At 59.6% G+C, this 25,175-nt stretch carries 16 protein-coding genes; 10 read left to right on the plus strand and 6 right to left on the minus strand.

Going from position 1 to position 25,175, the window contains the following annotated elements:
* Window positions 1-175 precede the first annotated feature (175 nt).
* Complete coding sequence (locus AC1Q6D_RS10635) at window positions 176-1,558, minus strand: carbohydrate porin (protein ID WP_103406339.1); 1,383 nt, start codon at window positions 1,556-1,558, stop codon at window positions 176-178.
* Window positions 1,559-1,909: 351 nt separating this feature from the next.
* On the opposite strand from AC1Q6D_RS10635, the gene AC1Q6D_RS10640 reads away from it, so the two are divergent.
* Window positions 1,910-2,140, plus strand: coding sequence for a VF530 family protein (locus AC1Q6D_RS10640; RefSeq protein ID WP_007985772.1), 231 nt, complete (start codon window positions 1,910-1,912; stop codon window positions 2,138-2,140).
* A gap of 14 nt (window positions 2,141-2,154) precedes the next feature.
* The gene (locus AC1Q6D_RS10645; RefSeq protein WP_103406338.1) at window positions 2,155-2,787 is read left to right on the plus strand and encodes a Pr6Pr family membrane protein; all 633 of its coding nucleotides are present in this window, start codon (window positions 2,155-2,157) and stop codon (window positions 2,785-2,787) included.
* A gap of 100 nt (window positions 2,788-2,887) precedes the next feature.
* Here AC1Q6D_RS10645 and AC1Q6D_RS10650 read toward each other — a convergent pair whose 3' ends face one another.
* A complete protein-coding gene (locus tag AC1Q6D_RS10650; protein WP_103406337.1) occupies window positions 2,888-3,673 on the minus strand; it encodes a siderophore-interacting protein in 786 nt (261 codons plus the stop codon).
* A complete protein-coding gene (locus AC1Q6D_RS10655) occupies window positions 3,670-4,245 on the minus strand; it encodes a PadR family transcriptional regulator (protein ID WP_103406336.1) in 576 nt (191 codons plus the stop codon). Before AC1Q6D_RS10655 ends, AC1Q6D_RS10650 begins: the two co-directional genes overlap by 4 nt.
* 502 nt (window positions 4,246-4,747) lie before the next feature.
* On the opposite strand from AC1Q6D_RS10655, the gene AC1Q6D_RS10660 reads away from it, so the two are divergent.
* The 6 genes from AC1Q6D_RS10660 to AC1Q6D_RS10685 all read left to right on the plus strand — a co-directional run bounded on the left by AC1Q6D_RS10660 (window position 4,748) and on the right by AC1Q6D_RS10685 (window position 11,863).
* On the plus strand, window positions 4,748-5,224 hold the full coding sequence (locus AC1Q6D_RS10660) for a CS1 type fimbrial major subunit (protein WP_103406335.1): 477 nt from the start codon (window positions 4,748-4,750) through the stop codon (window positions 5,222-5,224).
* Between the two features lie 110 nt (window positions 5,225-5,334).
* Window positions 5,335-7,857: a CS1-pili formation C-terminal domain-containing protein gene (locus AC1Q6D_RS10665; protein ID WP_103406334.1), complete on the plus strand. Its 2,523-nt coding sequence runs from the start codon at window positions 5,335-5,337 to the stop codon at window positions 7,855-7,857.
* Between the two features lie 41 nt (window positions 7,858-7,898).
* The gene (locus AC1Q6D_RS10670; RefSeq protein ID WP_103406333.1) at window positions 7,899-9,161 is read left to right on the plus strand and encodes a hypothetical protein; all 1,263 of its coding nucleotides are present in this window, start codon (window positions 7,899-7,901) and stop codon (window positions 9,159-9,161) included.
* A 59-nt stretch (window positions 9,162-9,220) separates the two neighbouring features.
* Window positions 9,221-9,964 (plus strand): pilus assembly protein, encoded by a 744-nt coding sequence (locus tag AC1Q6D_RS10675; protein WP_103406332.1) that lies wholly within the window; start codon window positions 9,221-9,223, stop codon window positions 9,962-9,964.
* 63 nt (window positions 9,965-10,027) lie between these two features.
* Window positions 10,028-10,516, plus strand: coding sequence for a CS1 type fimbrial major subunit (locus AC1Q6D_RS10680; RefSeq protein WP_103406331.1), 489 nt, complete (start codon window positions 10,028-10,030; stop codon window positions 10,514-10,516).
* A gap of 153 nt (window positions 10,517-10,669) precedes the next feature.
* Window positions 10,670-11,863, plus strand: coding sequence for a DUF2771 domain-containing protein (locus AC1Q6D_RS10685; RefSeq protein WP_256590386.1), 1,194 nt, complete (start codon window positions 10,670-10,672; stop codon window positions 11,861-11,863).
* Between the two features lie 178 nt (window positions 11,864-12,041).
* Here AC1Q6D_RS10685 and AC1Q6D_RS10690 read toward each other — a convergent pair whose 3' ends face one another.
* Both AC1Q6D_RS10690 and AC1Q6D_RS10695 read right to left on the minus strand, forming a co-directional pair.
* Window positions 12,042-16,721, minus strand: a complete 4,680-nt coding sequence (locus AC1Q6D_RS10690; protein ID WP_103406329.1) for an NEL-type E3 ubiquitin ligase domain-containing protein — start codon at window positions 16,719-16,721, stop codon at window positions 12,042-12,044.
* A gap of 164 nt (window positions 16,722-16,885) precedes the next feature.
* On the minus strand, window positions 16,886-20,005 hold the full coding sequence (locus tag AC1Q6D_RS10695) for a transglycosylase domain-containing protein (RefSeq protein ID WP_103406328.1): 3,120 nt from the start codon (window positions 20,003-20,005) through the stop codon (window positions 16,886-16,888).
* Window positions 20,006-20,634: 629 nt separating this feature from the next.
* On the opposite strand from AC1Q6D_RS10695, the gene AC1Q6D_RS10700 reads away from it, so the two are divergent.
* Entirely contained in the window at window positions 20,635-22,056 is a 1,422-nt protein-coding gene (locus tag AC1Q6D_RS10700; protein WP_103406327.1) for an amino acid permease, read from the plus strand.
* Window positions 22,057-22,151: 95 nt separating this feature from the next.
* Here the strand turns inward: AC1Q6D_RS10700 and AC1Q6D_RS10705 are convergent, their stop codons facing one another.
* Window positions 22,152-23,291, minus strand: coding sequence for an OpgC family protein (locus AC1Q6D_RS10705; protein ID WP_103406326.1), 1,140 nt, complete (start codon window positions 23,289-23,291; stop codon window positions 22,152-22,154).
* A 364-nt stretch (window positions 23,292-23,655) separates the two neighbouring features.
* On the opposite strand from AC1Q6D_RS10705, the gene AC1Q6D_RS10710 reads away from it, so the two are divergent.
* On the plus strand, window positions 23,656-25,164 hold the full coding sequence (locus tag AC1Q6D_RS10710; protein WP_103406325.1) for a glucosyltransferase domain-containing protein: 1,509 nt from the start codon (window positions 23,656-23,658) through the stop codon (window positions 25,162-25,164).
* The last annotated feature ends 11 nt before the right edge of the window (window positions 25,165-25,175 follow it).

The following is a 25,175-nucleotide window of genomic DNA, read 5'->3' on the forward strand; positions in this document are numbered from 1 at the left end:
AGATGACGATCCGGCGCGGGCATGGTTCAGATAAAAACGGTTTGATTGATGCAACCACCTGTAGGAGCGAGCCTGCTCGCGATGGACGTGAACGATGACGTTGGGTGCCTGACACCCCGCGTAGCTTTCGGGTCCATCGCGAGCAGGCTCGCTCCTACAGGTTTTGTGGCATTGGTCAGAACGACGACTGGACCTTGATCCCGCCAATCAGCGCGTCATCGACCTGGTCCACGCCACCGGGGTGACGGATGTACTGCAAGTTCGGGCGCACGGTCAGCCAGTGGGTGACGTGCACGCCGTAATAGAGTTCGGCGCTGTATTCGGTGTCCTGGGGCGGCAGGAAGGCCGGGTCGTCGTAATCGAAGACGGCGTGGGCCTGATTGGTCGCTTCGGCGTTTTTGCGGTAGGCCGGGTTGACGTGGACGCGGGCCATGGCGAAGCCGATGTCATCCTTGGCGCGGGCATCGAACAGGCCTTTGTAGACGAGGCCGGCCTGGACATAGTTGTCGATGGCGTTGGTCTTCTTGTCGTGCATCGTGCCGTTGGCGAACAGGCTCAAACCGCGACTGTGATCGCTGGCGACGCTGGTGACCTGCTGCTGAAGGCCGAGCCATACGCCGTGCTTGCTCGACGCGCTGCGGTAAGCCTCACCGCTCAGGGCCGCAGGCTGGCCGTTGCTGTCCTTGTAGACGTCCGTGGCCTTGGCGCTGCTGTAGTAGTAACCGGCGCGGTATTCGCCCGGCAGGCCATTGAGCTTCGGCGCCCACACCAGTTCCACCGGCAGGACCGTGCCTTGGGTGCCGCTGCCGCTGAGCTTGAAGCCGTTGTCACGATCAAGGTTCGACGGGTTTTGCTCGTAGGCACCGACCTGTGCGTACAGCTCGGGCGTCAGGTGATATTTGACCCGCATCGCCCATTGGCTGACCGGCCAGTTGTACCAGATGCCACCGGCCCAGTTGCCGACCTGGGAGCCGCAGAACGCCAGGTTCTGGAAGTCGCAAGGGAAGCTGTTGAAGTCTTCGCCTTCGCCAAAGCGGCCGACCTTGATGTCGAGTGTCTGGTCGAGGAATTTCTGCTGATACCACATCTGCGTCAGGCGCGTGGTCTGGCCACGCCCCCAGACTTCCTGGGCCGAGGTGAAGCCGCCGACACGCGGATCGTTGATCCGGTCGTTGCTGATGTTGTTGCCGCTGCGTTTGGTCACGGTCAGCTGAAATTCGGCGTCGTTCCAGCCGAGGATCTTCTGCAGATCCAGATGCGTACCGAGGCCGAACTGGTCGCTGTAGCGCGCGGTGCGGTCATGGTCGTAGCCGCCGTGCAGGTTGCTGCCCATTTCGCCGGTGTAATCCAGTTTGAATTCGTAGCCCTTTTCCGCCAGTTCGGTGCGCGTGCCGTTCCAGTCGCCGAGCATCCACGGTGAATCGCTATCAAAGGCCGCCGCAGCCTGGGCGCAGGTGACGAAGCTCATCGCGGTCAATCCGCCGATCAGGTTCAAGGCGTTTCGGCAGGCGACAGGCGTAAAGACAGCGCTGTCTTTCGGAGATTGTAAATCAGGCATAGAGGGGAAATTCTTGATCTTTTTCTGGGGATGATTGGAAACGGCAGGCGAGATACGTATTAGCGGAAGCGTTTCAGCTAAGGACGGTGCAAGGATAATGTTCTGTTACAAATAGAGAAAGCGCTTTGTTGAGATGAATTCTTTCGCAATCCGTAACAGTGTAGGAGCGAGCCTGCTCGCGATGGACTTGAACGAAAACGCGTCAAACCCGATGCCCAGCGGTGTCATTGCGTTTTTCGCGAGCAAGCTCGCTCTTACAGGATCACCTACATTTAATAGATCGCTTCCACCCGAAGAAGCCCTCGGCTAAGGTGCGCGGCTTCCAATCCTCACTCTGCTCGAAGGCCCGGCATGACCGAACACAACACTGACCCGCTGCACGGCGTGACCCTGGAACAGATCCTTAACGCGCTGGTTGAACACTATGAGTGGTCGGGTCTGGCCGAGCGCATCGATATTCGTTGCTTCAAAAGTGACCCGAGCATCAAGTCGAGCCTGACCTTCCTGCGTAAAACCCCTTGGGCACGGGAGAAGGTCGAGCGCCTTTACGTGAAATTGATGCGCACCAAGCGTCCGCTCTGAACAGGGTCAACCCGATGGCGACCGGGTCTGTTGCACGACGTCATTTTGTTGCCATCGCAGCGGTCCTGGGCTGGGCCGGCCTGAGCATCCAGATGTACCTGATTTTCTATTCGCGGTGGACCCTGGGCGCCAGCCTGCTGGGTGGGTTGATGAGCTTTTTCAGCTACTTCACCGTGCTCAGCAATACGTTGGTGGCGACGGTCCTGACTTGTGAATTGACGTCCCGCGAATCCGCTGCACGGCGCTGGTTTTTGCAATCGTCGGTCAGTAGCGGCGTTGCCGTGAGCATCGCCGTGGTCAGCCTGGCCTACAACCTGTTACTGCGCCATTTGTGGCACCCGCAGGGCTGGCAGTGGCTGGCCGATGAGCTGCTGCACGACATCATGCCGCTGCTGTTCCTGGTGTATTGGTGGTGTTGTGTGCCCAAGGGCTTATTGCGGCTGGGACACATCGCGGTGTGGGTGATTTATCCACTGCTGTACTTCGGCTATTCGCTGCTGCGCGGGCATTTGCTGGCGGTGTATCCCTATCCGTTCGTTGATGTGGAGAAGCTGGGTTATCCACAGGTGTTCATCAATGCCGGGGGATTGTTGGCGGGGTTTGTGTTGATTGCGTTGCTGATGGTTGGCCTGGATCGACGGCGTTAACCCTGTGGGAGCTGGCTTGCCAGCGATGACGGCCTGACAGGCGCCTTTGAAGTGCCTGCCAAACCGCTATCGCGGGCAAGCCCGCTCCCACAGAAACCGGTCAGTCATCCAGAGTGTTATCCAGCCGCCAGTAACCCACCGCCTTGACGAACTGCTCATCCAACCCATGCTCATCGAGCAACACTCGACGGATCTGCCGTGACACCTTGGTCTCGGTCGCGACCCAGGCGTACAGGCTGCCTGTGGGCACCTCGATCTGCCGTACGGTGCTCAGCAAATGGTCTTTGCCACCCTCGCGCAGCACCCAGATCACATTGACCTGGGCAGCGCTTAGCAGCACTTGCTGCTCCTTGCCGTTTTCCACCTCGACAATCACCAGCGCCCGCCGATTCGCCGGCAAGCCTTCAAGGCGCCGGGCAATGGCGGGCAGGGCGGTTTCGTCGCCGATCAGCAGATAGCTGTCGAACATGTCCGGCACGATCATCGAACCGCGCGGCCCGCCGATGTGCAGGAACTGCCCCGGTTTGGCCTGTTCGGCCCAGGTCGAGGCAGGGCCGTCGCCGTGCAGCACGAAGTCGATATCCAGCTCCAGCGTGTCCAGGTCATAGCGACGCGGTGTGTAGTCGCGCATGGCCGGCATCGGTCCGTCGCTTTTGCCGGCACCGAGTACCAGGGTTTCCAGCGCTGCCTGTTCCGCCGCGTTCTGCGGGAACAGCAGTTTGACGTGATCGTCCGTGCCGAGGCTGACAAACCCTGCCAGCTCGGGCCCGCCCAGGGTAATCCGGCGCATGCGCGGGGTCAGGTCGACCACTCGCAACACTTCCAGGCGCCGGCGTTTGATTTCATGCATGACGCGGTGAATGGTTTGGGTGACGACTTCAGTCATTCGGCTTTCTCCTGGGCAGCTTGAACGGCGGGGCCGTCGACGATGGCTTTGGCGGTGTTGTTGAGCAGGGTCGCAACACGCTGGATTTCTTCCGCGCTCCAGCGTCCGTGGTGAAGTTGCAGGGCGTGGCGCAGGTTGTGCACAGCCTCGTGGATTTCAGGCGGGCGATCATGGCCGCGCAGAGAGCGCTTACTGACATCGATGCGCACCCTTACGCCTTCAAGGGCAACAGCTTGCTCGGCCAGGGATTGACGCCCGGCATCAGTCACGCAGTAGCGTTTCTTCCCGCCTTCGGCGTCGCCCTGAATCATTTCGCTCTCTTCCAGAAAGGTCAGGGTCGGGTAAATCACGCCGGGGCTGGGGCTGTAGGCACCGTCGAATATGCCTTCGATCTGGCGGATCAAGTCGTAGCCGTGGCAAGGCTGTTCGGCGATCAGCGCCAGCAACAGCAATTTCAAGTCACCGGGGGCGAAGACCCGGGGGCCGCGCCCACCGCGCTCGCGTCCGGGGCGTTTCTCGAAGCCGTCGCGGCCGTCGCCGTGTTCGCGGTGGGGGGAATGATGGTCTCTCATTTGTGCTTTCTCTCGTCGTGTTTAGATACAACTTAAGATATATCTTAAGAAAAAAGCAAGCCCCACCGACCGATGGCCGCCCCCGAGCGTCGAGCCGCTGAGCCAGCCAACAGCGCGAAAATAGTGTGACCAAAACGGGTGAAAAAGTTTAAATTAGTGTTAACTCTCTAATATTATCTTTTGGCCTATTGAATGCGGGGCTTGTGGTATTGGTCTTACAGAAGTAACTTGGGTAGTGTCTGCGAGTCATTGTCGTTAGTGTCCGGCTTGTAGTATTTCTCTTACAGTCAGACATTCTAATTTAAATAATTTCAGGTTTTTTCTTGCTGCCTTGATAGTGCTTTGGCTACGCACTTGCAGGAATTTGCCTGCTTACTTTCCAGATAAATTGATCGATCATCTTTCGGCGTTGAAAGTTCAGTTGAGCAACTAGCTGCTCGTGACGGTTTTGCTCAACTTGAACTTTCTGCGCTAATCCTTTTTAAAAAACAGGTACTGAAAGATGTTCAAGAAAATCGCGTTCGCTGCTCCTCTGGCTGTTCTGGCACTGAGTTCTTCCATGGCGTTTGCCGCCACTGAAGCCAAGCACTCCATCAGCCTGATTGCCCACGTGCCGGCCGACGACTTCTACGCGGTCCCGGTTGATTCGGATCTGGTCAACAAAGACCAGGATATGAGCTACAACCCGTCTACCGGCTCCATGCGAACCGTCGACGGGCACTTTGATGTCCTTCACACCGCCGGTAAGGTCAACGCCCGACTCGAAGGCGTGCCGAAGCTGATTGCCGGTAACAAGGCAATCGATTTGAAAGTCGAACTCAACGGCAAAGCGTTGACAACCACTTCGCAAGAAGTTGTGGGCGATACCGAATCCAATACTCGTTATCGCGCGCCGTTCAAGATCAGTGCGGTCGGCGGTAAACCTGATGCGGGCGACTACACCGGCGTTGTCATGTTGGTGGTTGAACCTTCCGTCTAAGTTTAAACACGACGGTAAAACGCTTACTTGCTTCAAGTAACGTAACCGGTCGACAAACAACTCTGTCTGTCGACCGGGCTTTGACTTTCTCGTAATCAGAGTACTTGTTCATGTTCCCGATGACGCCCATCGCGGCAGCGCTTGCGTTGCTGTTATGTAGCAGTGCATTTGCGGCGCCCACTTCTATTGATCATACGCCGCGCACTTTGCTGGCTCAGGCCAAAGGCTTGCCGGCAGAGTTCGAGGAGCATTTCTTCGACGTTCCGTTGGCGGTTCGGGTCGAACTCGATCAGCAACCGCTCGGCGAGGCGATGATTGTGTTGTCCCGCGATGACCGGGTGACGTTGCTCGATTTCACCGATACCAGTGAAAGCCGTTTCGGTGCAGGGGAGCGCCAGGCCTGGTCTGACATCCTCAAGCCCGGCGTGGCCCTCGGGGCGTGCAAGGGGCAATGCCCGGAACAAATGCTGGCGGTTCACTACAACCTGGAAAATTCATTGCTGTCGATCGTCACCGAAAATGCCGAGCGCGATAGCGAAGCCAAGCGTTTCTACGCTCAACCGGAAGGCGGCAGCAGCGGCCTGATGGTGCGTAACCAACTCAATCTCAACGGCGGCCAGGATCAAGACCTGGGCGGCCGTTTCGGTCTGGAGGCCAGCGGCAGCCTGGGCAACTGGAGCCAGAGCTTCAACATGCAACTGGCGCGCCTGGGCGGGCCGGATGACAAGACCTACCATGCGGTGCATGAGCTGTTCACCCAGCGCGAACTGGAGGGCAGTTTTTTCCGCCTGGGCTACTTCACGCCCAACTCCGAAGGCCTGACCCGCCAGCCCCGTTCGTTCGGCACCAGTCCCGACACCGCCGTGGGCGTGATGTATGGCAGCTCTGACAGCCTGGCCATCGACAGCCCGAAACCCAGCGTATACCCGGTGTATGTCACGGCCAACCGCCAGGCGTCCGTGGAGATCTATCGCGATGGCCTGTTGATCAACACACAGGCGGTCCCGGCCGGTTTGCAGACCCTCGACACGCGGCCATTGCCCGGCGGCATTTATGAAGTGGAAGTGCGGTTGATCGAGGACGGTCAAGTCACCTCGACCACTCAGGAGCTGATCTACAAACCGAGCAACTGGCGCAACCACGATGAGCGCTGGCGCTACAACCTGTTCGCCGGGCAGGAAAGCAAACTGTTCAGCAACTGGGACCAACAAAGCAGTGGCGATGCCACGGCGGGCGCCTCGATCAACTATCTGCTGCATCCACGGGTGATTCTCGGACTGTCGGCACGCCAGGTGCGGGAAACGCTCCAGTACGGCAGTTCCATCGACTGGACCCTGGGCAACAGCACCAGTGTCTACGCCAACCTCTACCAGACCGAAGACCACGGCACCGGTGCCGACCTGCAAGGGCTCTACAACTACGGTGCCGGCAGCCTGGTAATCAGCCACAACCGTAGCTGGCTCGACACCACCAACACTTACGACACGCTGCCCGATGGCACTCGCGTGCGCCAACGCAATGTATTCACCGGCCAGACCAGCAATTCATCGCTGGCGCTGAATCACCGCATCAGTCGCAAGGATTCGCTCAACGCCCGTGTGTCCCACAGTGAGGGCAACGTCGAAGGGGTTGGTATCGACCTCGGCTGGACCCAACGTACCCAATTGTTTGGCAGCGATGCCAATTGGCGCCTGTCTCTGTTTGACCGGCCGGGTAGTTACAGTAGCGGTGATGCGCGTAATCGCGGGGTGGATCTGAGTATCAACCTGGCGCTCGGTGGCCCGGGGCAGCAGATTTCCGGCAGCATCGGCAGCCGCACTGCCCGTGACGGCAGTCGCGACAACAATGCCTCGTTCGGCTACCGCAAAGACCTGCAGGACCACGTGTTGCAGAGCGTCTCGGTGACGGCACTCACCGACACCTATGGCGTCGGTTTGTCGAGCCTGGCGAATTTTCGCACCGACGCCATCAATGGCGACGGGTTTATCCAGCGCTCATCGTTCAACAACAAATTCACCGGTGGCGTGAACCTCGACAGCACCCTGGTGGTGGGTGCGCAACGCATGGCGCTGACCAGCCAGCATCAAGGTCGGGGCGCCGGGATGATTGTCGACGTCGAGTCCGATATCGACGGGATCGCCCTTCGTGCCGACGACCTCAGCGGCGGCAGCGCAGCCCTGCGGCCGGGGCGCAATTTCATTCCGTTGACGGCCTACAAAAACAGTTCGGTGAGCTTCGACTTCGAAGGCAATCACGTTCCGGCGGCCAGCATCGAGCCTTCGCGCACCCGCTATCACCTGAACAAGGGGGGCGTGGAGTACCGCAAGGTGCGGGTGATGAAAACCCTCACCGTACTCGGGCGCTTGCTCGACCCGCAGGGGCGCCCGCTCAAGGGTCACCACGTGATCAACCACGCCAGCCGTGGGGTCAGCGAAGTCGATGGCTTCTTCTCAATGGAAATGAACGCGGGTTCCCCGACCCTGGAAGTGCGTTATGCCGACCAGTTGCTCTGTCAGTTCCGTCTCGATGTCGACAAACACCGCAGTGAAAACAACGTGCTGATGATCGGTGATTTGCGCTGTTCGCCGGACACATTGGCGGGCGCCACCCACAACGCCGAAACGGCGGGCTGAACGGCCCGCCGTTGAATCTGATTATCGGAGGTTAGGCCTACATGAACGTCTCGCGTTCTTTCGTTTCACGCAGTCGTTGTTGGTCGGCAAGCGTTTTGATCGCCTGGGTGGCCGCTTTGCCAGTCATGGCTGAGGACGTTTCGATTACCGCTGTGTTCAAGCCGGATCCGGCGTACCCACACCTCAACAAGTTCAAGAACACCACGCCGTCCAGTGGTTACTGTGGGATTTATCCAAGTGAGTGTGAGGATAACGAAATGTTCGGCCTGCAGGTGCCGATTGAGTTCAATTCACGTTTGCCGATCCAGGCTAACCACACTTCCGCGCGGCAAGGCGCGATGTTCAAAGTCCCGGCCCAGTGGCGCGAGTTGACCATTGTTCACGAAGCGACAGGTGAACCGGAAAAGGTCCGGGTGCGGATTGCCGGAGTGGGTTCCCGGTATAAAACTGATGATGTGAAGAAACTGGTGGGCGGCGCTGCGGACTACTTGGTTGCGCACAGTATTTTATGGGATTCGGCTTGGGTGAACGCCCCGTCACCTTGCCTCTATAGCGGGGTGGGTTGGTATACCGAAACCACCTTCCGATTTTTTTGGAAAACACCTTCCGAAGCCGCATGCGCCAAACAGGCGAAGTTCGATATTCCGTGGATGCAACTGGAGTACCTCGATTTTGCCTATGAGCTTGAGACACCTGACCCGCTAGGCATGTCTTCAGGGCACTACACCGGCTCGCTGACCTACAGCGTCGGTCCCAATGGCGATTTCGACTTTGGCGATGTCATGGTGCCGACCGATTCGGCCTTGACCCTGAACTTCAACCTCGACGTTCAGCACACCCTCAAGGTCGATATTCCGCCCGGTGGCGAAAAGGTCCAGTTGGTCCCCGCCGGTGGCTGGCAGAGCTGGCTGCAGGCGGGGCGCAAACCGGTGCGGTTGTTCCGCGACCAGACCTTCAATATCTCGGCCTCCTCGCGTTTCAAGATGTACATGGAGTGTGAGTGGGACAGCGTTATCTACGACTGTCAGCTTGCTGATCGCGTCTCCAGGCGGGGAGTGGAGTTGCAGGTCTTTGTCAGCTTGCCCAATGGCCTGACCGACATGAGCGGGCGACCCGTCAGGCACATGCGCATGCAAGCGGGCGCGGCCAATGCGTTGTATTTCCAGCCGGGCTTCTACGTCGACAGGGCGCCGGGTGTCCTGCACTTCGAAGTACCGGAGAGACAGATGCAATTCATGCTGTCGCCCGGTGTGGGTCCCTTCTATCAGGGCAAGGTCACCGTGATCTGGGATTCGGAAATCTGATGGGCCGTCTATCGATGGGCCGCGCCTGTGTTGTGTTCACTGTCATGAGGTTCAAGAGTATGAAGCGTCTGTGGTTGCTGTTGGGTTTGAGCGGGTTTTCTCTGGCGGTTCAGGCCGGTCCGCAGATCAACGTCGGAACGGTGTACGACTACCTGGATGGCGACAAAAGCACCTACCTCAAGCGCGTGTTCAACAGCGGCGACAGCACGGCGTTCGTCAAGGTCAACATCCTGGAAATTATCTACAACGCCGATGGCAGTCACCGTGAGATACCGGTCGCAACCCAAGCGGATGGCAGCGGCCGAGATGGCTTGATGGCCAGCCCCGCACGGCTGATCGTGCCGGCCAAAGGCATGCAGGGCACGCGTTTGCTGCACATGGGCGCACGTGACACCGAACGCTATTTTCGCGTGCGCTTCGTGCCGGTGGTGCCGGAAAAGGAAGACGAGTTCGCGGTGTCCAGTGAGGAGCGGGACGCCTACAAGGAGAACCTGTCGGCGGGGGTCAACGTCATGACCGGGTTTGGCACGGTGTTTTTTGTCCGGCCCAAGAACAGCCGTTTCGACAGCGTGATCGATGACAGCGCCGGCGTTTACCGGCTGCGCAATAACGGCAACACCGTGGTGGTGATTGATGAGTTTCGCAACTGCTCGCAGAAGAATGAAACCGAGTGCGAGCCGACCACCAAACATCACGTTCTGGCGGGCAAGTCGTTCGAGTTCGAGAAGAAACCCGGTCGGGAATACCGCTTCAACCTGATTGAAGGCGCCGACAAAAAAGCGTTGCACGTTGCCAGCCAGTAACACCGCCAAAGGCGAGTCGCCCTGAAGGACTCGCCGCTTTTTATCACGCAACAGGTAACTGACATGATCAAGCAATCGGCCATCGCCCTGTGTGTGGGCGTGATGATGTGTGCCCAGGCTTTCGCGGCACGGGAAGAGCGCACGTTCGACGTGTGGGCGGATATTCCGACCCTGGGTTTTTACGTGCTACCGGCCGAGACGAACTGGATACATCTGGAGCAGACCCTGCCGTGGAACATCAACACGTCGAGGCTCGAAGGGTTGCGCAAGAATTTCGACGTCAAGCACGACACCAGTGCGATCGAGGCGCGGCTGGACGCCGAGCCTTATCTGTTCAACGGGCGGCAGGATCAGAACATCTACTTGCGGGTCACCTTCAATGGCCAGGAGTTGAGCCACGATGAGAAACCGCGCCAAGTGGTGTCGGCGGCGCAGGCCATGGCAGGCGGGCGTTTTCCTTTGGAAATTCAACCGAAGGTGCCGGCCGGTGGCTATAAGCCGGGCACTTACTACGGGACCGTCCAGTTGATTTTCAGTGCGGCTGCGCCCTGACCCGTGTCTGGCAAGGATCAAAAATGTGGGAGCGAACATCGCCCCCCAGGGAGCAGGGTGGCTTTTCGGAGAGGGATACAGATGAGTGTTGCAGGTGTTTTGTTTTCAAAAAGGCTTTTCTGGTTATGCAGCCTGTTAATGGTGTGGTGGCTGATGCCCCAGGCGTTGGCGCAAGACGTATCAATCACTGCCTTGTTCAAGCCCGACTCGGCCTATCCGCACATCAACCAATTCAAGAACACCACGCCGCCCAGTGGCTACTGTCAGTTGTTTCCCGGGCAATGTGAAGATAACAAGACGTTCAGCCTGCAAGTCCCGATTCGATTCGACTCCAATCGAGCCATCCCGGCCAACCATGCATCACCGCGCCAGGGCGCAACGTTCTCGGTGCCGGCGCAATGGCGTGAGCTCTCAGTCCGTCATGATTCCGGAGCGGTGGAACAGGTAAGAATGCGGATTACCGGGGTGGGCTCCATGTATGTGACCGAGGATGTTCAGAAGCTGACAGGGGACACCAACCCTGACTCCCGCTATGCGCATAATCTGTTGTGGGGATCGAGTTGGGTGTACGCGCCGTCGCCGTGTCTTTACAGCGGTGTGGGTTACTACAGCCCCAACTCCTATGGTTTTTTCTGGAAAACACCGGTCCAGGCTGCGTGTGATAAACAGGCGAAATTCGATGTTCCCTGGTTGCGCTACGACCATCTGGATTTCTCCTATGAACTGGTCACGCCCAATCCATTGGGCATGTTGGCAGGCCATTACACCGGATCGCTGACCTATACGGTCGGCCCCAACGGCGACTTCGATTTCGGCGATGTGATGCTGCCGAGCAGTCCGGCGTTGACCATGAACTTCAATCTCGACGTTCAGCACACCCTCAAGGTCGATATCCCGCCCGGTGGCGAGAAAGTCCAGTTGGTGCCCGCCGGTGGTTGGCAAAGCTGGTTGCAGGCGGGGCGCAGACCGGTACGGTTGTTCCGCGACCAGACCTTCAATATCTCGGCCTCTTCGCGTTTCAAGATGCAACTGGAGTGTGAGTTCGTTTCTTTTGATGGCAACGATTGCGCTCTGGATGATCGCGTGTCCAAGCGCCAGGTGGCGCTCCAAGTCAGCGTCAGCCTGCCCAATGGCCTGACCGACATGAGCGGGCAACCCGTCAGGCACATGCGTCTGCGAACGGGCGCGGCCAACGCGCTGTATTTCCAACCGGGTTTTTATGTCGACAGAGCGCCGGGTGTGCTGCACTTCGAAGTGCCCCAGAGTCAAATGGCATTCATGCTCGACCCGGGTGCCGGTCCTTCCTACGGAGGCAAGGCCACCGTGATCTGGGACTCCGAAGTCTGAGTGCCGGGGGGCTGCCGCCATCGCTGGCAGGCCAGCTCCCACATTGGATGGGTGTCGTACACAAATCTTGTGGCAACCACCGATCCCCTGTGGGAGCGAGTCGGGCGGCGTTCTGTCTGCTCGCGATGAGGCAGGTACATCCAGCATTAACGCCGCGTGACACTCATGTTTATGCTTTTTACTGGCCGGCGCGCTTCATGGCTTGACGGGTCAAACGCCTCGACAGCTCTTTCTCGGCGTCACCGAGATCGACCAGCAGGCGGTCGAAAATCGCGTCGCTCAATGGCCCATCGGCGAAGACTACCGTGTCCGGTGCCGGCAGGTCGTTCATCAGCTCCCTGAGCCGGCTGCGCAGTGCGGCGCGCTGAGTATCCGACGTCGATTCGGCCCATTCGCGCTGGGTATCGCGAAGGGTGTCCAGTTGTTCCGACAGCTTCTGATAGCGAGTCTTGTTGGCTTGCATTTCGCTCGCATGGCGCTCGTTCAAATGCGTTTGCCAAAAATCCTGTTCGAGCATTCGGTCCACCAGACCGTCGCCTTCGCCCAGGGCCAGCACCGTGTCGTAGGCTTGATCGATCATCGCATCCGTGACGCCGGACACCGGCCGGTAGAGCATGCCCTTCGACTGCCAGGGCAAGTCGAGGCGCTCTGCCAATCCGGTTTGATAGGCCAGGTAGACCTCGACTTCGTCCGGGTTGCCGCCACGACTGGCGACATCGGCGCGGGCCACCTCGTTGACCTGTTCCAGCCGCGCCGCGCCTTTGGCCAGGGTCACCAGCTTCTGCTCCAGCTGCGCCGGGTCGGTGGAATACGCGTGGGCCTCGTAGGCGAGTACATCAATGCCCATGTGATTGAACAACTGCGCACCGGCGTCGGCGCAATCCACCGGCGCGACAGCCATGGTGAACAGCTTCTCGCGCAGGGGCGTGTCGACGTAGACGGCATCGAGCATGCGCCAGACACGCTGCACCAGTTGATCCCGGGCCGGGCCGGGCTTCTCGAAGTCGCGACTCCGGCGGGTATCAAGCAATACTTCCAGGAAGCGCTTGGCCTGGGGCTCGTCGACCAGCTGCGACCAGTGATTGGCCCGGTCGATGCCCCAGCCGGGGACATCGTTCCAGTGCTCCGCGCTGTAGTTGGAATTGACCACCCATTCGGCCTGGCTGTTGGAGGGCACGATGGGCTCAGGGGGTAGCGCCACCGAACGACGGATGGCCTGATAGCGAATCTGGTTTGCTTGCGACAGGTTGCCGACATCGAGCCGGGTGCGCGCCACGACCCAGGCCTGCGGTGAGCCGGGGACCACTTCGGGGATCAGACTGATTGGATTGTCCCGAAGATCCAGCAGAAAACCCCGAGGCCTGGTTTTGCTCAACGTCCCTTCGGGCCAGGTGGTCATGACCGTGTCCCGCAGGCCGACGACTTTCAGCCGGGGCATGTTGGAAATGTCGACAGCCCTGCCAAGGGGGTTTTCATCAAGGCGCAGAATTTCCAGATGGTCCAGGTGTTTCAGTTGCTCAACGGCGGCGGCGTCCAACACGATTTCATTGTCGCTCAGGCGTAGGCGTTCGAGCCGCTGCATTGAGCCGATGTTTTCTGGCAGGCTCGTCAGCTCGCATCCACTGGCGCTGAGTTCGCGCAGGTTGGGGAAGTCTTTCAGCAAGCCGTTTGCTTTGCCGGAAAAGCGTGTGTTGTCGAGTTTCAGGACCGTGACCTTGTCCAGAAAAGTTCTAAACAGCGGTCGTTCGGGCCATTCGGATCCCAGGTTCATAGGTAATAGAAGTTCATCATGTGACAGATCCAGCGCATAGCCGTGCGGATCGGTGCGACTACCGAACTTGGTGTTCTCTCGGTTGAAACAGGCGCGCAAGCGATCGGCAATGTGTCCCCGGACACCGTTTAGTGGTGCATGTGTATCGCTCTCCATATCGTAATGCGCGTTATTCCAGCGATGGATGATGCTGTTCAGCTCGTTCAAAGCATTTTCTTGTTCCTCCAGAAACGGCATGGGCTCACCCTGTGCGGTCAGGGCACTGGCGAAATTGTCGACCTCGGCCTCGCTGAAATGCGGATAAAGATCCTGAATGCGTTCGTGCAGTGTCAGGCCTTCCTTGCTCAGCCACCCTCCACGCACCAACAACATCGTTTCATGCTCGGCCACCGGGCGAATGGGCGGTTCGGCGAGTACGGTCCGGCGTTCGCTCGGCGGAGCCGATTTGGCCATGACCCATTCCCTGAACTGTTCAGCATCCCCCGGTTTGTAGCCCAGGGCGTTTTGACCATTCTCCTGCGTGGCCTGCAGGACGGCTTCGAAAAAATCATCGGCTTCATGGATCGCCTGATCTTCGCCATCACGCACCTGATATTGCCCGGCTTCGTCGCGAATCAGCACCCGCACCCGCGTAGCGTCCTCGGGGCCGACGCTGTAACGCAGATCGCCATCGAAGGTGTCCTGACGAATCTCCAGACGCAGGTCGCCGAAGGTGTCGGTGTTGAAGCGCAAGGTGCCCAGCACCAGGCGCTCGGTGTCGGGCGTGATGGCCGCGCTCGGGTACAGACCCTGGGCCGCTCGTACGGTTTTCGTTTCGAATTGCAGCTCCCGTGCCTGGGTCCTCAGGCGCAGGGGGAGGCGGTTTTCCTCGGTCATCCGCTGACGTTCCGTGGCGCTGGCACGCGCATGGATTTGTTCGGCAACGGTCGCCGGCAGCTCGGGGAAGTCATTGAACAGCGGCGCGATTTCAGCGGGTAACGCAGCGGGCGCGATGGGCGGTGAAGACAGGCGTTGCAGGGTGTCGGTCAGCAGCGGTGGCGGCGGGGCGTTTTCAACATGCATCCGGCGCAACGCGCCTTCCTCGGTGCCGCTGATCTGGCGGATCTGCTCCAGTTGTTCATCGTTGAAACCTTCGGTGCTGTGGCCGAGGCGGCGCATCAGGGTTGTGCCTTCCCATTCGCGCGGGTTCTCCGTTTCGCACACCCAGGCCCCATGGCCATTGTGGCGCAGGGTCGGTGCATAAGCATCGAAACGCTGCGGATGGCGGATGCGTGGTTGCTCGGTGATCGGGTCTTGCAGCACTTCGAAGTGTTGATCGTCCAGGCGCAGGATGCGCCGGCCCTGATGCTGGTGGATACCCTGGTCATCAGGCCGGGCGCCCTCGGGCAAATCCACGTCGGTGCGTTGATAGGGGCTGAGGTCAGGGTTCCACAAACGCGTCTCGCCGTTTGCCAGTTGCACCGGTTTCAGGCCTTCGAAAAACGGCGAAAGCTTCGCCTGTACCACATTGCCGGCGGCGCCTGCCGCCGCGAACGCGCCCAACTGGACCACGTTTTCCAGCACGCCGAGGGCCTGCTCACCGGCTTCGGCCAAGTGTCCCTCGGCCAGGTCGACCAGGCCCTCGACCACGCTATCGGTCAGTTGCCAGGCCGTGTACGCCAGCATCAGCTGACCGAGGCCAGGCACCAACGGTGTCGCCACCAGCAAGGCAACGTTGAGGATGTCCGAGAGCATTTTTTCCAGGTTGTCCCACCAGGCCCAGCGGGCCATGCGGTCGGCGTATTCGGTGGCGATGGCGATCTCCCGGCCATCGTTGAACACCTTGTTGAGGGTCTGTCGGTAACGGTAACCCCACAGGTCGTTGTTGAAGATCGTCTCGCGGTCGGTCTTGATGCTCGACACACTGAATTGCAGAGCGGGTTTATCCACAGGGGTTTCGCGCCAGCTCGGCAAGTTGGAACCGGCGGCCACCGGTTGCCACTTCACCGTGCTCAGACGCGCGTTCAACCCGGCGAAAAAATGCCCGCGTTGCGCATGGGGCACGAACTGACTGAAGAACTGTTGATAGTTGTTGGCGGATGAGCCATCGCGCAGCTGGCGTGTCAGTTCAGCCATGAATTCCAGTGACGAAGGGTATTGCTTGAGCGGGTGCAGCGGATCATGGGGAACATAGGCAATCACCGGGACCGGGCCGCTGGCGATGGCAGTGTCCTCGGCGATCAGGATGATGCCGCTCAAACGCGTGTCCATCATTGCCAGGTTGTAATAGGCGATGGGTTTGCCGTTCCACTTCAGCCGTGAACGATCTTCGAGCATGCCTTGCACGACATCAAAGGCCTCCTGGTCGAGGTCGTGCTTCATCAGGGCGATATGCGCGGCGACATTCAGCGCGCTTTTCTGGCTGAGAATGACTTTGTGGCGCAGGACATTGCTCGTCGCTTTTTCGGTGGGGAGCAACGTGTCTTTAAGGTGCTGTTGGTAGCGGGCGCCGATGTCCAGTTCGCGACACAGGGACTTGAACTGTTCGATGCTCAGTTTGTGCTTGAGCGGTTTGACGTTGAAATGCCCGCGTTTGTCGGGGCGGGTGATGAACTCCGAGTCCTGGGTAAACGTCTCGTCCTGGGAGAAGTTGTGCAGCGCGGCATCCAACAGCGAGACGGTGCGACTGGTGGTGCCGCCAGAAAAATCATGCACCCACCAGGCCGTCTTCACCGGGGCATACAGGCGCATCCAGGTGTCCTCGACATCGTCTTCGACGCCGAAGCGGTCCTTCAGCGCTTGCTCCAACAGGGGTTTGGCAAAGGCGGAAACATCCTGCAGATCACTCAATGCCTTATCGGCGGTGTTTTGCGCGGTCCAGCCGAGCTGGATGGCTTTTTTCAGCTTGCGGTGAGCGAGTGTTGACGCGTTCCTGTGCCAGTCCGGCAACGTCAGCCTGACGGATTTAAGGGTGTCGACACGCGATGGGGAGGTGTTCAGCAGCCAGGCCGGAATGGCCTTTCTGACCTGATGGAAGTGGATGCTTTTGTCGAACGGGGGGATCTCGAGCGGATCTGATCCTTGAATCGCCGAGGGGGTAATGGGCATTGTCTGATCGTCCTTTGATCATGAATCGGACGACCAGACTAGGTAGGCATGAGGTCAAAAAAAAGCGCAAAAATCAGTTTGAATCGGCGCCGTTGCCGGCACCGGTCTCGCAAAATCCAAGAGTGAAAAATACATATGTACCGCCATCTTTCCATTGAGTTCTCTCAGCGGCCGGCGGTGACCTCGGTTGGCTGGCACATGGTGTGGGTGCCCGGTTGCAGGTAAGGCGTGAGGATCGGCGCCATGCCCTTGAGCACCTGCACTGGCAGTGCCGAGGTGAAGGTGAAGTTTTCGGCCGAACGCCCCGGCACGAACGCCGTCAGGGTGCCGAAATGGGTATCGCCGATGTAGAACACGAAGGTCGCCGTGCGGTTGAGGGACTTGGAGCTCAGGATCCGTCCGCCGGAACCGATGGCTTCGATACGGTTGTCGCCGGTGCCGGTCTTGCCGCCCATGGCCAGCGGCCTGCCGTCGGGCAGTTTGAAACTGCCGGCGACCCGTTTGGCGGTACCGGCATCCACCACTTGTGACAGGGCTTCGCGCATGGCGGTGGCGACTTCGGACGGCATGACTCGTTTGCCGACGACCGGGTCATTGATCAGTTTGGTTTCGTAGGGCGTGCCGGCGGCGAAATGCAGGCTGTCGATGCGCAGGGTCGGCATGCGTACGCCGTCGTTGAGGATGGTGCCGATCAGCTCGGCCAACGCGGCAGGGCGGTCGCCGGAGCTGCCGATGGCGGTCGCCAGCGACGGCACCAGGTGGTCGAACGGATAGCCGACTTTCTGCCAGCGCTGGTGAATGTCGAGGAACGCCTCGATCTCCAGCATGGTACGAATGCGGCCGTCACGGGCTCCCTTGTGCTTGCTCTTGAATAGCCAGCTGTAGACCTCCTGACGTTCGAACTGGCTGGCCTTGACGATATCCTTGAACGTGGCGTCCGGGTGGTTCAGCAAATAGCCCATCATCCACAGGTCCAGCGGGTGGACCTTGGCGATGAAGCCTTGGTCCGGCAGGTCGTAGCTGCCCGGGCCGTAACTGTCGTAGAGCCTTATCAGGCGTTCATCCGTGAGTTTTTCGGTGAGTTTGGCGCCTGTGAGGTGCGAGCGCACGAAGGTGTTGAAGCTTTCCTGGCTGGCGTGCGGCAACAGGTACCGGTGCACGGCGGCCATGCGGATCGGGGTGGGGCGCATGCTGTCGAGGAAGGTTTCGAGCCGAGCCTGGGTGTCCTTGTTCTTGTATTTTTTCCAGAACTTGAGCAGGAATGAAGTGCCTTCGCGGTCGGCGAACGACGCCAGGTATTCCTGACGACGCGGGTCGCGGTCGTCCTTGAGCAATTCGGAACTGTTGTTGGGGCCGGAATAGGTGGTGTAGCGCACCAGGTCGCGCATCAGGCGGATGAACGGCAGGTTGATCGACTCCCGCAGGGCATCGCGCAGGGTCGGCATGCGGCCGTTGTCTTCCTTACGGAAGTTATGGAACACGTGCAGTCCGCCACCGGTGAAAAACGCTTCGCCGGGGCTGGCGGAATACTTGCGGTCCAGCGCCGCACCGAGCATGGGCTGCAGGCTGCGGTCCTTGTTCTGAATCAGATAATCGACCACCCAGCGGCTCAGGTGATCCTGTTCCGGCACGTCGACTTTCTTCAGTTCCGGGATGCTCATGCCGGCATATTTATCGTGCAACTCGGCAATGATCTGCAGATAGGTGGTCAGCACGCGCATTTTCGCTGTGGAGCCCAGTTCCAGTTTGCTGCCTTCATTGATGTCGAACGGTTGATCGGTGCTGTCGGTTTGCACCCGCACCCGCGAACCGTCCGGGGTCAGTTCGAACAGGGTGAAGCTGTAGCGCACTTGCGTGGTGCTGGTGGGGGTCAACAGCCGCTCGCCGATCAGGCCGATTTGCGAAGCGAAGGCCGGGTCGGCGAGTTTTTTCAGGTACTCGGTGGCCTGGGTTTGCAGTTCACCTTGCAGGGTGCTGGTGGCCGAGAGGTCGAGGCGGTCAAGGTCGTACAGCGGGCGATTGAGCATCCCGGCCAGACGGCTGCGGGCCACGCTGATGCCCTTGTTGGTTTCGATCGGCTGGATGGTCGGCTGGGTGGCCCAGTCGCGGTACGTCACCTTGCTGGCCAATGCGGCGGCGGCAAACGGGGCGTCGATCACGCCATTTTGGGCCAACAAGCGAATATGGCTGTCGGTGAGGTCGACCAGTTCGTCGCGCCCCTTGGTCAGGTAATGGGACGGGCGGCGCTGGGCGATCATCAATGACAGCATCTCGCGCAAGGCCAGACCTTTCGCCGCCATGGTTTGCGGGTCTGTCGCGGTGCTGGTCAGTGCTTCGTTGGCCTGGTTGAAATCGGAGCCGTACCACACCCGCAAGCCTTCGGCCATGCCATGCACTTCCCCGTGGCCGGGTACGGCTGACAACGGCACGCTGTTGAGGTAGTCGCGAACAATGTTCTGCCGGGCTTCGAGGGTTTGTGGCCCGGCCTGATAGGCACGCACGGTGGCGGAGATCATCTGGCGGATTTTCTCCGCGCCATTGACCGTCAAGCCATCGGGCGAGTGCCGGTATTTTTCCAGCTGCGTGGCCAGAGTACTGCCACCGGCGGACTGGCCGGGTACGTGCAGCAACTTGGCAACCTGGGACCATGCCGCCATGCCGAAGCGCGGCCAGTCCACGGCAGGGTTGGCCAGGGGTTGTCTGGGGTCGAGCAGAAAGCGGTTCTCGATAAACAACAGGCTGTTGACCACCACCGGCGGGATCGAGGCAAAGCTGGAATAGAGTTGTTGCGGATAGTGGTACTGGTACAACGGCGCGGCGCGGCAATCGGTAATCGATAACCCCGCCTGGATTTTCTCGGAATAGGGCACGAACAGGCCCCTGTCGGTGTAATTCATCAGCGCCGGAGAAAAACGGGTTTGCGCTTCGATGACGAAATCACGCTTGAGCAAACGGGGCAGGAACTCGCCCAGCGAGCTATAGCCCAGGCGCAGATCGAACGGGCCGGCGCCAGGGTAGTGAATGGCATCACTGGGGCCGGGCTTGAGTTCATAGCTGAGGGTTTGGGCAAACTTGCTGATCTCCCGCGATTGAAACCTCGACGTGCGCATCTCCTTGGACGCCGCCAGGCCTACGACAATCGCAATGATCAATATCAGCAACCAAAACGCCTTCCACCCATGCTTGACACGACTGCGACGGGGTTTCTCAGGTATAGGCGCCTCATCCACACGTTCAGTCGGGACCACAGTTTTACTCGAATCGGTTTGCCATAACGCGCCCATAGTCGACTGATCCATTCACGCAGATTGATCTGACTTGCCTGAAGCTTAGACGGTGGTTGGCGATGGTGAAAAAATTGTGAACCTCCAACTATCGGGTTTCTTCTGTTTCCTGTGGCGAGTCAGCGTGTTGGATCGCCGCGCCGTCCCGCTCGAGTGCGCAGCCGTCGCAAAACCAGGTCACCGGTTAATCAGGCACAACCCGATGACAGGGTTGGGGCCACTTTGCAGCCCGGCGGAGCAAGCTCCCTCGCCACGGGGATGGCTGCACGCTGGAAGTACTGGTCTAGACGCGTCCATCGAGTAAAAACGGCCTGTCTGTGGGCATGACGACGCACCCATACCGTGCAATACTCGCCGCCGTTGAAAATGGCGAAAAATCCTACATAAGTCAGGCAATCCATCTCCATGAATCCCCATTTTGCCGAGAGTTACGCCTGAATTTTGTGGTTTATAGAGTGAAAATATCTGTCGCCGGCTTTTTATACTGCACGCCCCGCTGATCTTGCAGGATGTGTCCTGGAAGACGGTTTTGCCCACGAGGCCGAGCCGGTTATGGGAAGCAGTGACTTATCCGTCATTGTTTCGACACTCGGTGGCTATATCCAATAACAAGACGAGGTGGTACCCCTATGCCAGTTGGCAATCATCTGCCCCACGGCGAGACCGCTCAGGGCGGCCCGCTCAAACGTGAACTCGGCGAACGGCATATTCGCTTGATGGCACTCGGAGCCTGTATCGGTGTCGGCCTGTTTCTCGGTTCGGCCAAGGCCATTGAGATGGCAGGGCCGGCGATCATGCTGTCCTACATCATCGGCGGCCTGGCCATTCTGGTCATCATGCGCGCCCTCGGCGAAATGGCCGTGCACAACCCGGTTGCGGGTTCGTTCAGCCGTTATGCCCAAGACTACCTCGGCCCTCTGGCGGGCTTCCTGACCGGCTGGAACTACTGGTTCCTGTGGCTGGTGACCTGTGTCGCGGAAATCACCGCCGTGGCGGTGTACATGGGCGTCTGGTTCCCCGACGTACCGCGCTGGATCTGGGCGCTGTCGGCCCTGGTCAGCATGGGCACCATCAACCTGATCGCGGTCAAGGCCTTCGGTGAATTCGAGTTCTGGTTCGCCCTGATCAAAATCGTGACCATCATTGCGATGGTAGTGGGTGGCATCGGCATCATCGCCTTTGGCTTGGGCAACGATGGGGTCGCGCTGGGCATTTCCAATCTCTGGACCCATGGCGGCTTCATGCCCAATGGCGTTCAAGGCGTGTTGATGTCCCTGCAAATGGTCATGTTTGCCTACCTCGGCGTGGAAATGATCGGCCTGACCGCCGGTGAAGCGAAGAACCCGCAAAAGACCATTCCCGATGCGATCGGCTCGGTGTTCTGGCGGATTCTGCTGTTCTACGTTGGCGCACTGTTCGTGATCCTGTCGATCTACCCGTGGAATGAAATCGGTACCCAGGGCAGCCCGTTCGTGATGACCTTCGAGCGCCTGGGCATCAAGACCGCCGCCGGCATTATCAATTTCGTGGTGATCACGGCGGCGCTGTCGTCCTGCAATGGCGGCATCTTCAGCACCGGACGCATGCTCTACAGCCTGGCGCAGAACGGTCAGGCCCCGGCGGGCTTCGCCAAGACCTCGAGCAATGGTGTGCCGCGTCGCGCGTTGCTGCTGTCGATGGGCGCCTTGTTGCTGGGCGTACTGCTCAACTACCTGGTGCCTGAAAAGGTGTTCGTCTGGGTGACGGCGATTGCGACCTTCGGTGCGATCTGGACCTGGGTGATGATCCTGCTGGCCCAGCTCAAATTCCGTAAGGGCCTGAGCGCCAGCGAACGTGCGGGTTTGAAATACCGCATGTGGCTGTACCCGGTCAGTTCTTACCTGGCGCTGGCGTTCCTGGTGCTGGTGGTCGGTCTGATGGCCTACTTTCCGGACACTCGCGTGGCCTTGTATGTCGGCCCGGCGTTCCTGGTGCTGCTGACCGTGTTGTTCTACGTGTTCAAGCTGCAACCGGCCCCTGTGTCGCAGGGTGCGGTGCAGTCGGCTTCGTAAGTCGTAACGCCTGAAACGCAAAAGCCCCGGTCCATTGGCCGGGGCTTTTGTATTTTTGCAGATCAACCCGGCATCGACAGGCGCACGCGATCTGCTCAGGCAGGCGCTGTCACCGTCTGCGATCTTTTGATGGTCTGATTCAAGCGCTTGTTGAACTCCAGCCAGGCCCCCAGCAACGCCATCAACCCGGCCCCCACCAGCGCGGTGAAGATCTGCATGGCGAAGGCATCGTCGGCCATCGCATTGATCATGTCCGCCAGGGGCGCCAGCAGCACGCCGAGGCAGAAGATTTCCAGGGAAAAACGCCCCATGCGGCAGCTTTGCCGGGCCAGCCAGTTTTTCGTCCAGCCGGTGTCGGGCAGCAGTTTCGCGGTGACGTAGGCCAGCGCCAGAAAGTGCAACAGGCGCACGGGTGACAGGTTGGTCTTGCTGATCGGGTACAACAAATTGCTCAGGCTGGCCGGCATCAGCGCATCGTGGATCTGCGGCCAGCGCCACAACACAGTCAGCACGCCGGCGACCACAACGTATACCGCTGCCGTCAGGAACAACGGCTGGCGGATCAAAGGTCGGGTCTCGGGCACGCGCGAGCGCTGTGAGTGAATCGCCGCCGCGCCACCGAGCACGAACAGCAACTGCCAGGCGACAGGGTTGAAGTACCACACGCCGTCCTTGATGGCGGCCAGGTTCCAGCCCAGCCATTGCGCCAGCAGGTACACCGTCAACGACATCGCCACCACGGCCCAGGGCTTGCGCACCAGCAACGGCAGCACCATCGGCAACCCGGCCAGCAGCACGATGTACAGCGGCAGCGGGTCCATCAGGTTCGGTTTGAAGCGCAGCAGCAGCTCATCGATCAGGGCCTGTTGCGGGCTGGCGATGAAGTGGTGCATGCCCATTTCCTCCACCAGATCCCGGGTCTCCACGTGACTGTTGGCGAAGAACACAATGCCCATCAGCATCGCCAGCAGGAAAATATGCACCACGTAGAGCACCCAGGCCCGGCGCAGGATTTTCACGCAGGTGATCAGGAACCCCTCGCGGGCGAGGATTTTGCCGTAGGCCAGCACCGCGGCATAACCGGCCAGAAACACGAAGACTTCAGCCGCGTCGCTGAAGCCGAAGTTGCGCAAGGTGATTTGACCCAGTGGGTTGTGGGGCACGTGATCCCAGAAAATGAAGATCAGTGCCAGACCGCGAAAAAAGTCGATCCGGTGATCGCGCTCGAACGTCATGACATCAGGCTCGTAAACGGGGGTTAAACAAAGGAGTCCGGAAGGGGCGAAAGGTTGCGCCCCGGCACATCGGCGGCGCGCAGGGTGGCGTGATTCGCCGACAAATGCAAAGTCGGGATATTTCGGAATGTCTCGTGGCGTTTAACCGCTGGTCTGAAAGGGCCTCACGCCTGTGATATCTGACAGTAGACACGCTCAAATGTAGGTGGACGGACTGGGTTCCCACACAGGGTTGTCAGCATGAGACGGGTGCGCAAAGGCTTGGCCGGCGACAGGGTGATCGGCGTTGCGAATACGCTGATTCACCGCCCCCTCGCTGTGGTCGAACGCAGAGGCGGCGGCAAAGACCGGCACGGGCCTTAGCATGGGCAGATTCAGTGATTTCTTCGTCAGGGAACTCGGTCGCCGTCAGGTCTGGCTGTTTTTCCTGCTCGCGACCTTTTTGTATGTGCTGCCGCTGATCCTGGCGGACTTCCCCTACATCGATGACAACTGGCGCTCGCTGTCGGCAGGGATGGCCTGGGCCGAACAGGGACGGTTGTTCGCCGAGCTGTTCTACAACGCGCTGACCTTCAGCAACGCCGCGCCGAACATCTTTCCGTTGCCGCTGTTGATCGCAACCGTGGCCATGGCCTCGGCACTGACCAGCCTGACCTTTCATTACTTCCGTCAACCGACGGTCGCCCGTTGTCTGGTGCTGTTGCCGCTCTGGTACAACCCGTTCTTCCTGCAAAATCTCTCTTATCAGTACGACGGCCCGATCATGGTCTTGAGCTTGGTGGCGGTGATCTACGCCATCACCTTTCGCCACCCCTCGCGCAATGTGCAATGGCTGGTGCCGTCATTGCTGATTGCACTGGCGCTCGGGTTGTATCAGGTGAGCCTCAATGTGTTTCTCGGCCTGTGTTGCCTGGAAGTGTTGCGGGCCGCCAATGACAAAGTGGCCTGGCCGCAGTGGGGCGGTCTGATCGGCTGGAAGTTCGCTCAACTCGTGCTGGGCGGGTTGATCTACGGCGTCAGCGCTTACCCCTTCATGGGAGAGGGGCGCACGCTGTTGCTGAATTGGGGCGCGCATCCCTTGCTGCAAATCCGGATCAACCTCGGCCGGGTGCTGGAGAACGTGGTGTTGCTGTTCCATGGCGGGTTTGCCTGGGTGTTCGCCGGGTTGTTCTTATGCGCGATTGTTGGGGCGGTTCGCCTGGGTTCGCGGGTTGTGCGGCGTTCGGACAGTGGGCCGAAGAAACTGTTGATCGGCCTGCTCTGTGTGCTGAGCGTGCCCATGGTGCTGCTGTTGGTGTCGGGGGTTGCCCTGTTCTTCCGCGACTTCAACGAAGGCGCCAGAACCCTGATGGGCTTCGCAGTCTTGCTGGTGCTGATGTGCTACCTGGCTCATCTGGCACTGGCCCCCCTGCACGAGCGATTGCCGCTGCTGTTGGTGGTGCCGCTGTTGGCGATGCTGTCACTGTCGTTCGCCTACGGGCGGGTGCTGGTGCTGCAGAAAACCTTTGCCAGCAGCGCGCTCTACAGCCTCGAGTACGACATCGCCAGCCATCGGGCGCTGCGCGAGGCCAAACGCATTTACCTGTCGGTGACCTATTCCGATCATTGGTTGGTCGGGGCCGCGGGCTCGTTCAAGCACATGCCGGTGTTGCACTATTTGTTGAACATCGACTATTTCATGCTGGCCGAAAACCTGCCCAAGGTGGGCATCACCAACGTGGTCGCGGAGAAGGATCGGCGTAACGCGACGAAGGTCGGGTATCAAGGCTTTCCCTCGCTGGTAGAGAGCCGGTACTACCGGATCTACCTGATCGGGGATTACGGTTTTATCGTGATGAAGGAACCGGCCCCGATCAAAACGCTTCGCTGGTGAAGCGCAGTGGC

Source organism: Pseudomonas sp. MT92 (genome assembly GCF_058792515.1).

Bases quoted from the DNA above. Each gene is read 5' to 3' on its own strand.
- AC1Q6D_RS10685 (WP_256590386.1), top strand. From the start codon at position 10,670: ATGCCCCAGGCGTTGGCGCAAGACGTATCAATCACTGCCTTGTTCAAG.
- AC1Q6D_RS10700 (WP_103406327.1), top strand. From the start codon at position 20,635: ATGCCAGTTGGCAATCATCTGCCCCACGGCGAGACCGCTCAGGGCGGC.
- AC1Q6D_RS10695 (WP_103406328.1), bottom strand. From the start codon at position 20,005: ATGGGCGCGTTATGGCAAACCGATTCGAGTAAAACTGTGGTCCCGACT.
- AC1Q6D_RS10670 (WP_103406333.1), top strand. From the start codon at position 7,899: ATGAACGTCTCGCGTTCTTTCGTTTCACGCAGTCGTTGTTGGTCGGCA.
- AC1Q6D_RS10655 (WP_103406336.1), bottom strand. From the start codon at position 4,245: ATGAGAGACCATCATTCCCCCCACCGCGAACACGGCGACGGCCGCGAC.
- AC1Q6D_RS10640 (WP_007985772.1), top strand. From the start codon at position 1,910: ATGACCGAACACAACACTGACCCGCTGCACGGCGTGACCCTGGAACAG.
- AC1Q6D_RS10635 (WP_103406339.1), bottom strand. From the start codon at position 1,558: ATGCCTGATTTACAATCTCCGAAAGACAGCGCTGTCTTTACGCCTGTC.
- AC1Q6D_RS10665 (WP_103406334.1), top strand. From the start codon at position 5,335: ATGTTCCCGATGACGCCCATCGCGGCAGCGCTTGCGTTGCTGTTATGT.
- AC1Q6D_RS10710 (WP_103406325.1), top strand. From the start codon at position 23,656: ATGGGCAGATTCAGTGATTTCTTCGTCAGGGAACTCGGTCGCCGTCAG.
- AC1Q6D_RS10705 (WP_103406326.1), bottom strand. From the start codon at position 23,291: ATGACGTTCGAGCGCGATCACCGGATCGACTTTTTTCGCGGTCTGGCA.
- AC1Q6D_RS10690 (WP_103406329.1), bottom strand. From the start codon at position 16,721: ATGCCCATTACCCCCTCGGCGATTCAAGGATCAGATCCGCTCGAGATC.
- AC1Q6D_RS10650 (WP_103406337.1), bottom strand. From the start codon at position 3,673: ATGACTGAAGTCGTCACCCAAACCATTCACCGCGTCATGCATGAAATC.
- AC1Q6D_RS10680 (WP_103406331.1), top strand. From the start codon at position 10,028: ATGATCAAGCAATCGGCCATCGCCCTGTGTGTGGGCGTGATGATGTGT.
- AC1Q6D_RS10645 (WP_103406338.1), top strand. From the start codon at position 2,155: ATGGCGACCGGGTCTGTTGCACGACGTCATTTTGTTGCCATCGCAGCG.
- AC1Q6D_RS10660 (WP_103406335.1), top strand. From the start codon at position 4,748: ATGTTCAAGAAAATCGCGTTCGCTGCTCCTCTGGCTGTTCTGGCACTG.
- AC1Q6D_RS10675 (WP_103406332.1), top strand. From the start codon at position 9,221: ATGAAGCGTCTGTGGTTGCTGTTGGGTTTGAGCGGGTTTTCTCTGGCG.